Origin of the sequence: Paraburkholderia sp. Ac-20342, assembly GCF_017104985.1 — a bacterium.
In the GTDB taxonomy this organism is placed as follows: domain Bacteria; phylum Pseudomonadota; class Gammaproteobacteria; order Burkholderiales; family Burkholderiaceae; genus Paraburkholderia.
This window is the reverse complement of the sequence record NZ_JAAGPQ010000160.1, coordinates 1-7,112: the sequence shown is the minus strand read 5'-3', so window position 1 is coordinate 7,112 and position 7,112 is coordinate 1. Positions and strand designations below refer to the sequence as shown.

Annotated in this window: 7 protein-coding genes; 5 read left to right on the top strand and 2 right to left on the bottom strand. The window is 59.4% G+C overall.

What is annotated here, in order from left to right:
* The 5 genes from G3N58_RS32945 to G3N58_RS32925 form a co-directional block, all read left to right on the top strand.
* Positions 1-682, top strand: a 682-nt coding sequence (locus G3N58_RS32945) for an alpha/beta fold hydrolase (RefSeq protein WP_206001283.1), incomplete at its 5' end; no start/stop codon positions are given.
* Between the two features lie 636 nt (positions 683-1,318).
* Positions 1,319-1,843 (top strand): PAAR domain-containing protein, encoded by a 525-nt coding sequence (locus tag G3N58_RS32940; RefSeq protein ID WP_206001282.1) that lies wholly within the window; start codon positions 1,319-1,321, stop codon positions 1,841-1,843.
* Positions 1,840-2,598: a VRR-NUC domain-containing protein gene (locus G3N58_RS32935; RefSeq protein ID WP_206001281.1), complete on the top strand. Its 759-nt coding sequence runs from the start codon at positions 1,840-1,842 to the stop codon at positions 2,596-2,598. The genes G3N58_RS32940 and G3N58_RS32935 overlap by 4 nt, the downstream gene beginning before the upstream one ends.
* Before the next feature lie 24 nt (positions 2,599-2,622).
* A complete protein-coding gene (locus tag G3N58_RS32930; protein ID WP_206001280.1) occupies positions 2,623-3,837 on the top strand; it encodes a DUF3396 domain-containing protein in 1,215 nt (404 codons plus the stop codon).
* Between the two features lie 111 nt (positions 3,838-3,948).
* Positions 3,949-4,449 carry a hypothetical protein gene (locus G3N58_RS32925; RefSeq protein WP_206001284.1) on the top strand — a complete coding sequence of 167 codons (501 nt, stop codon included), beginning with the start codon at positions 3,949-3,951 and terminating at the stop codon, positions 4,447-4,449.
* Here G3N58_RS32925 and G3N58_RS32920 read toward each other — a convergent pair.
* Positions 4,337-4,669, bottom strand: coding sequence for an Arm DNA-binding domain-containing protein (locus tag G3N58_RS32920; RefSeq protein WP_241017330.1), 333 nt, complete (start codon positions 4,667-4,669; stop codon positions 4,337-4,339). The genes G3N58_RS32925 and G3N58_RS32920 overlap by 113 nt on opposite strands.
* 422 nt (positions 4,670-5,091) lie before the next feature.
* Positions 5,092-6,681, bottom strand: a complete 1,590-nt coding sequence (locus G3N58_RS32915; protein WP_206001279.1) for a DUF262 domain-containing protein — start codon at positions 6,679-6,681, stop codon at positions 5,092-5,094.
* Positions 6,682-7,112 lie beyond the last annotated feature (431 nt).

The following is a 7,112-nucleotide window of genomic DNA, read 5'->3' as shown; positions in this document are numbered from 1 at the left end:
TGATCCTCAGGAAGCTGCGGCTTCTTTGCGCCCTTGTTCTGTTCGCTTTGCTCAACCGCTCGACCACTGTCGTCTTCACGGCATGAGGGCTAACGCCGCGCAAAACGAATTATTCAGGCCGGACTACGTATTCGACTACGGCGCACCAACCGGCTTCCGGCTCGCGCTCAGGCATCCCGAGCGGATCACCGCGATCATTTCGCAGAACGGCAACGCTTACGAAGAAGGACTCAGCGACGGCTGGAATCCGATTCGCTCGTACTGGAAGGACGCGTCGCCGGCCAATCGCGAGGCACTGCGCGCGCTGCTCGCGCATGAAGCGACCGTCTGGCAATACACGCATGGCGTGCCGGATACGGCGTGCGTGTCTCCGGACGGCTATTCGCTCGACAGCTTCTACCTGAGCCGCCCCGGCGCGGACGAGGTCCAGCTCGACCTGTTCCGCGACTATCGCAACAACGTCGCGTTATACCCCGCGTTTCAGGACTATTTCCGTACCCATCGGCCGCCGTTGCTGGCGGTGTGGGGCAAGCATGATCCGTTCTTCCTGCCGGCGGGTGCCGAGGCGTTCCGGCGCGATATTCCGGACGCGGTGGTGCGATTCTTCGACACCGGTCACTTCGCGCTCGAAACGCACGCGAGCGAAATCGCCGATGCGATCCGCGAGTTTCTGTCCCGATGATGCGATTGGACGCGCCACCGCCGTCAGACGGGTGCGGAATGTTGATTCAATTGTTGTCTCGACCGCCGCACACTGGATGACGTGCCGGGCTCGACTCGACGCTGAGAATGGGCGGCGGCGAAGTCGAGTCGATTCAAGGGAGCTTTGATTGAGCGCGGCGGCAAAAGAAAAACCCCGGGAGACAGTATCTCGCGGGGTTTTCAGGGTAATGCGGGTAACGCAACTTGGTGGGCTGCAGGACTCGATTAGTCATCCAATCCCTTGCGTCTATGGGGCTTCACTTCGTGCCGGGACAAATTTGTACCAACAAAAGTACCAACAAAAATCTTTGCCACTCCGTTTCGATGCCTACAGGCTCTTCTAGCTTCGCCGGAAAGGTCGACGCATTGTACCGCGCGGCCCCGCCGGAAGAAGACAGGTGCGCGCCTCCGCTTCTTGCCCGTTAGGCCGCGTTATTAAGGGCCTCGTATCTCGCGTGCGCAGCGCCTTGACTGCGTTTACGCAGCGTTCGGGCACTGTCACGCGTTAGAGCAGCGCCCCGAGCGCGGCATGCGAAACCCGCCAATGTTGACAGGGTGGCCTCGGGAAAACCCGCTGTGCTACATTCCTCCGACTAAAAAAGAGAGGGCACGCATTATGGGTTTTGCATTTATCCGCGAGGGCGACACGACCTCGCACGGCGGGCGCGTGCTTACCTGTTCGCCGGAGAACAAGTCAAACGGCGTCCCCCTCGCACTCTTGGGTGACAAGGTGTCGTGTCCCAAGTGTGGTGGGATCTATCCGATCGTCGGGGTCAAAAATCTCGGCGTGACGTTCGACGGTCGGTCCGTCGCCTCCGAAGGAGATACGACCGCATGTGGCGCAACGCTTATCGCGTCGCAGAGCAACACGACCGCCGAGCCGACGTCCGGTCCCGGAGGCGCTGTCGGCGGTGGGAAAAGCGTTGTGTCGGAGACCAACCCGCAAACGCCATACCGGGGAAGATTCCAGGTGCTCGATGACGTCACCCGTCAGCCGGTCGCCGGTCACCCGTATACCGTGCGCGCCGCGGACGGACGCGTGATTCAAGGGAATACGGACGCCAATGGGTTTACGGACTGGCTCGACAACCATGACGCCTCGTCCTTGACGTTCGAGCATCCGGGGAGCACGTCCGCATGAGCGACTACGGTCCGGGATCCTCGACGGGTGGGGTCTCGCCCGAGGGGCAAACGAATCAAGTCGGGGTCAACGGTCGCCTTTCGGCGAAAGACCGCGCGGTCCTTTGCACCGTCCTTTGCAAGTGCAAAAACATCGGTGTAGCGACGCGTAACGGTCGGATCCAGCGCCAAAAATGCGTCCAGCAGCGCCTCGATTTTGCGAACGGACTGTCGCGCGTCGAATCGGGTACGTCGACGGTCTACAAACCGGAGCAGACTTACAACATGAAAGCGGCCCCGCCGGAGCCGGTGACGGACCCGGACGATCCCTTGCGCCCGCATCTGGACATTCGCCAATGGATCGAGGACTTTTGGCCCGGCGGGCGCAAGACGTATAAAGCCGGGAACGGTAACTTGCGACGGCCGGACGTCGTGATCGTGAACGATCCCGAGCAACCGCCCGTTCAAAGCAACATCAAGCAGGTTGTAGAGTTCAAGTTTCCGCCGGACGACTATGGTCGTAATCAAGAGCGGGATTACATCCGCATTGCCGGCGGCCGTTCGAAGTTCGTGTCGCTAGGCCCCGCAGAGTGCGGATGCGGTGATGACAAGCAAGACGGCGAGACGTCCACGCAGCGCCAGCCCAAGACTTCATCCTCGTCCGACATAGACGAACTGCTTGGTGGGGGTGGAAAGAGCGGTAGCGTCTTTCCGAACATCCCGGGTGGTGGCGGACTGCCTCCAACGCCTGGCCGACTCCCTCCGCTGATCCCGTGATGTGGCATGTGATGGAACATCCAAATGACTGAATCCGAAATCAAGGCGTGGATCGCAGACGAACGCCGCGCCGACACGCTGCCGTTCGGGGTGTACGAGCCCGCATACCAGAAAGCGATCACGGGTGCCGCGCTGGTCGTGCGCGGTGTCGTGTATTTCCGTGGTGGCCACGCGCCCGCCGTGCGCTCCGCTATCGTCAAGTGTTTTGAGCAATACCGCGCGACCATCGAGGAGTACACCCAAGCGCTCGCCCGCGCGCTCGGAGAAACGCCGTCGAAGGACGGTCCGCTGCGCTGGTTCTACACGGAGGGCGAGCAGCCCATGCCGCTCGACAAAGCGCCCGATCTTGCGGACCTGGCGAAGACCGTTCCCGCCGACGAAGCGCTGGTGGTGCAGCTCACGAGTGCTGAGCACAAGCTCGCGACGGGGTTCTACGAGTTCGCCGTTTTTACGATCGCCGATTGGCAAGCGAAGCTTGGACGCGGAATGGACGTGATCGACTTCACGGTCCCGCGCGCCTTCCTCGAACAGCGTCCCGGCGTGTTTCAGGCGCTGTTCGCCACGTTCTGCGAAGCCCTGCCCACGGTCTCCGGTCACGCGGGATTTGCCGTCAACGTGCCACCTATGGGACGGGAGCCTAACGAAGCGAGCGAGTATTTTTACGCGCGCCGCTACGGTCCGGGGATCGACGTGGGCGACCCGATGGGAGTGAGCACCGTCGACCTCGTCGGGAAGATCAAGACAGTCGATTGGCTCGTCGCGCTGGACGGGGACCTCGTGCGCGCAGCCGGAGGAGCCGCGTCGCTCACACTGCCGCCCGACTGGTATGTGCGCCAGCCGTTGAGAGACGGTGGCTTGATCATTCAAGCCGGCGCCGCGCCGCAATCCGGTGTGTCTGCTGGGCCGGGCAAGCCTCCTCTGCCCCCGCCGGCTTATGTGCTGCTCGACGCGGCACTGCGCCCCATCATCGCCGAAGCGATGGACATCCTGCAAAGCGGCACGCTCGACAGCACCGCACCGATGCTCAACACGACCATCGCGACCGAAGGCTGGCTGAAGCGTTTCGACGTGCCGCCCGACCAGATGCCCGAACAATGGCGCGAGCTGCACAAAACGCCGACGGTCGGGGGCAGCAAAGCGGCGGTCGCTGCCAACCTCTCGCGGCTTCGGAAGGCCATGGGACTGCCCGAACGCGTGCCATCGAACGGGTTCGGATACGACGGTGGCTTGCCGGGCTAACGAACGTTTAGAGCAACACAGAAACGGGGCCGCGAGGCCCCGTTGTCATATCCGTGTTGATTTGCACGGAATTCTGACCCACGGGGGATGCGGACAAAATCTTGGACTACTTTGGAGGTAGTCCATGTATTCATACGAAGAGCGCGTTCGGGCGGTCGAGCTGTACCTGAAACTAGGGAAGCGCATCAGGTCCGGCAATTCCGAGGCGTCGATGCGCGTCATGTTCTTGACCGGTCGGACGCGAAGCGCACCGCGCAGATCCCCCGAGGGGTCGCGCTCGGCTCGGCCCGTCATCACGGCATACCGGAATATCTGGCCGCACATCTGGAGGGTCTTCTTCGCCGTCTCCAGTGCCCCGCGCTCCTCGATCCGGCGAATTACCGCCAGAAGGTCCGGGGCATTTATCTCGCTGATTGGGCGCATCCCGAGATCCGGGTACACCTCGCGGTCAAGCTGATTGCGGATGCGGCCAGCATGGTGCTCGCTCCATCCGTCGCGCTTATTCCCGATCCATTCTTCCGCGATGATGGAGAAGAGGTTCTCCGAGCGGATAGCCTGCTGACGCCGAGCCTCCGCCCGGTGCTGAGCCGGATCGATACCGTCGAGCAGTAATTTCTTCGCTGCGTCGCGCTTCGGCCAATGAGACCAGTGGATAATCGCCGAAGCTCATCCGGTTCTCCTTACCGTTGAACCGAAATTTCAGCCGCCACTTCTTCGAGCCCGTGGGCATCAGCTCCAGAAAGAGCCCCCCACCGTCGAACAGTTTCTTCGATCCGTCAGGATCGTACTTCGCGCTCCGACAAATCACGTCGGTCAACCGGTTCGATGCCATTTGATAAGCCCCCTAGGCTTAACTTTGGCCCACCCGGCCCCCCTGACTTCCCTGCTGCCCCCGGCTGAATCTGGGCAACCCCGGCAAAAGAAAACCCCGCGAGACCTTGTCTGGCGGGCTGCAGGACTCGAATGGACCTTATACGGTCAGCAATAAAAAGGCAGGCAGGCTAATTGTAAGACAAGATGCCCCGAAAAATGCCCCTGCCTTCAACTGCAACTTTGGTTCGATTATCGATCTGAGTTTTACTGCTCAACTAGTGCCGTCCACGACTGAAGGTGACCATAAATTATGCTCAGGAACCGAAGGAGCAAGGACCTGCTGGCGGCCAGAGTTGCGCCCTAAGCCCGCTGAGAAGGTTGAGGCCGGTGCTATACATCTAGGCGCAAAAGGTTGGGCATTAGGATGGAGCGGGCACCGCCCTAAGCCACTAGTTTGTTGGCCGCATCAGCAAGCAACCGGGCCCTGTCTTCGATGAAGTCCTTGTACTGGGCTTCCAATCCTGCACGAGGGATCAGCGATGCAGCGAGGATCGCATCCTTCGAGCCCGGTGGGATCATCTTCGCGTAGTCGGATGGCGCCTTGTCCTGAATGGAGCGATTGTCCTTCTGAGATAGAAACGCAAAGTTGGCAAGGACAAACTGCTCTGCCTTGTTTGTGAAGCCGTTCAGCGCTAAGTAGTTCTTTGGGAAAATGTGGTGAAATTCCGTACGATTGCAGGTCAACAGAACGTCATCAAGGTCGACGTCGGCAGCCGACAGGAACGATTTCGGCCTGGCCTGTGCGAGTAACAGGATAAAAACCTTCGTGTTCACCGAGGTCAGCGCGAACTGGTTCGTGGTGAAAAAGGTAGGCTGCACCACGATGGACCGTTTGTCGAACTCGCTCGTGTTTCCCGCAAGTAACTGTTGCACAGCGGCGATGTCCTGCGCGATGGCATTGTCGACACTATTCGAGTAGCGCCGAGATAGGCAGCTGTGCCAGAACCACTTGCATAAGGCCTTTCGCTGCGCGGCGTTTGGATGAAAGCCAGCAGCTTTGTCAGTGGCGAAACATCGCACTAGCGGAATGATCATCGACTTATAGGGCAGCACCTTCAGCGAGACCGCGCCGATGTCACGGCGAAGGAACTCAATTGCGCCGAGTAGACCAGTACGAAATGTCGCGAACGCATCGCGGACTTCGGCACCTTTTAGATCAACGATGGCGTGCGCAGATGCATCATTGCGAACGACCGCCGCGCAGCACTTAAGCAGCAGGTCCGGGTCGTCATGAAGATCGAAGTAGCCCACTTCGTCAAGCTCGACAGCCAACTCCTCGAATCGCTTTCGAAGATCGAATTCGCCACTCCAAGTCCAGGCTGAGAGCAATTGGTAGGTATCGAGCGGCACGCCACCACGGTTGATGCGTTCGAAAATAATCGCAATTTTCGAGTGTTCTTCGGTCTCAACCGTTTCAACCGGAATCTGGGCCTCCTTGAACAGCGCTTGAAGACGATCCAGAACCTTGAGCGTGTCTGAATCAGAGATTTTTCGTGTATATGCGGCCCACTCAGACACATCGAACAGGTGTCTCAGCGGAACGTGGTAATCCTGCACTTCCGCATCCTCTAGTGCCACGAACTGCGAGTCTTGGGCATCGGGCTTTGCCTGCAAGTCGAAGTAGATGTCGACCCACTTGACCTTGCTCTCCGGGTTCTTCTTGAGTTCGGTCTGAAAAGTCGAAAAGATCGAGGTCAAACGCTGTTGTCCGTCGAGCACGTAGTCGATTGGATACTGCGCCTTCGGATCTGGCAAGGTGAACGGACCGACATCCCTATCATGGAGCAACTGCTCTTTCGTTCGCCAGAACAACACCGTTCCAATGGGATAGCCCTTATAGATGCTATCCATTAGGAACTGCACGCGGTCAGGTTCCCACACGAAATCTCTCTGAAAGGCGGGCACCCGCACTTCCCCATCGGAAATGCGCTGCAGCAACTGCCGAATCGTAATTGTATTGATGCCCATCATGTAACTCCGTCGTTCGACCGCAACTTGATATGGTAGCGCGCAATCGGCGCACGACTCACCGCTTGGTTGGTCAAAAAATCCCGCTGCGGATCACCGACACGCCTCAGTGATCGAACCCACCCTGATCTGCTATCGCCCCCAGATCGCGGGCGCCGTGCAACACCCGGATAATCGTCACCGCCTGATCGGCCGGGCGATAATAAACAGCGTAGGACGAGTGAAATAGCACTCGCAGATCTGCTGCGAGCTGCCTTCGTTCCGGGCAGCCTAACGGAAAAAGTAATAGCTGCTGACAAGCCTCGTAGTGTAGTGGTCTAATGAAACCAGACACTGATTTAGGCGAGAATGCTCGCCATGGAGAGGTGTCTGATGCCGAAGCAACGTCGTTCGTTTTCCCCCGAGTTCAAACAGCAAGCCGCCGGTCTGGTGCT

What these genes read in the sequence shown, in the direction of transcription:
- G3N58_RS32930 (WP_206001280.1), top strand. Translation starts at nt 2,623, where the DNA reads ATGACTGAATCCGAAATCAAGGCGTGGATCGCAGACGAACGCCGCGCC.
- G3N58_RS32920 (WP_241017330.1), bottom strand. Translation starts at nt 4,669, where the DNA reads ATGGCATCGAACCGGTTGACCGACGTGATTTGTCGGAGCGCGAAGTAC.
- G3N58_RS32915 (WP_206001279.1), bottom strand. Translation starts at nt 6,681, where the DNA reads ATGATGGGCATCAATACAATTACGATTCGGCAGTTGCTGCAGCGCATT.
- G3N58_RS32935 (WP_206001281.1), top strand. Translation starts at nt 1,840, where the DNA reads ATGAGCGACTACGGTCCGGGATCCTCGACGGGTGGGGTCTCGCCCGAG.
- G3N58_RS32940 (WP_206001282.1), top strand. Translation starts at nt 1,319, where the DNA reads ATGGGTTTTGCATTTATCCGCGAGGGCGACACGACCTCGCACGGCGGG.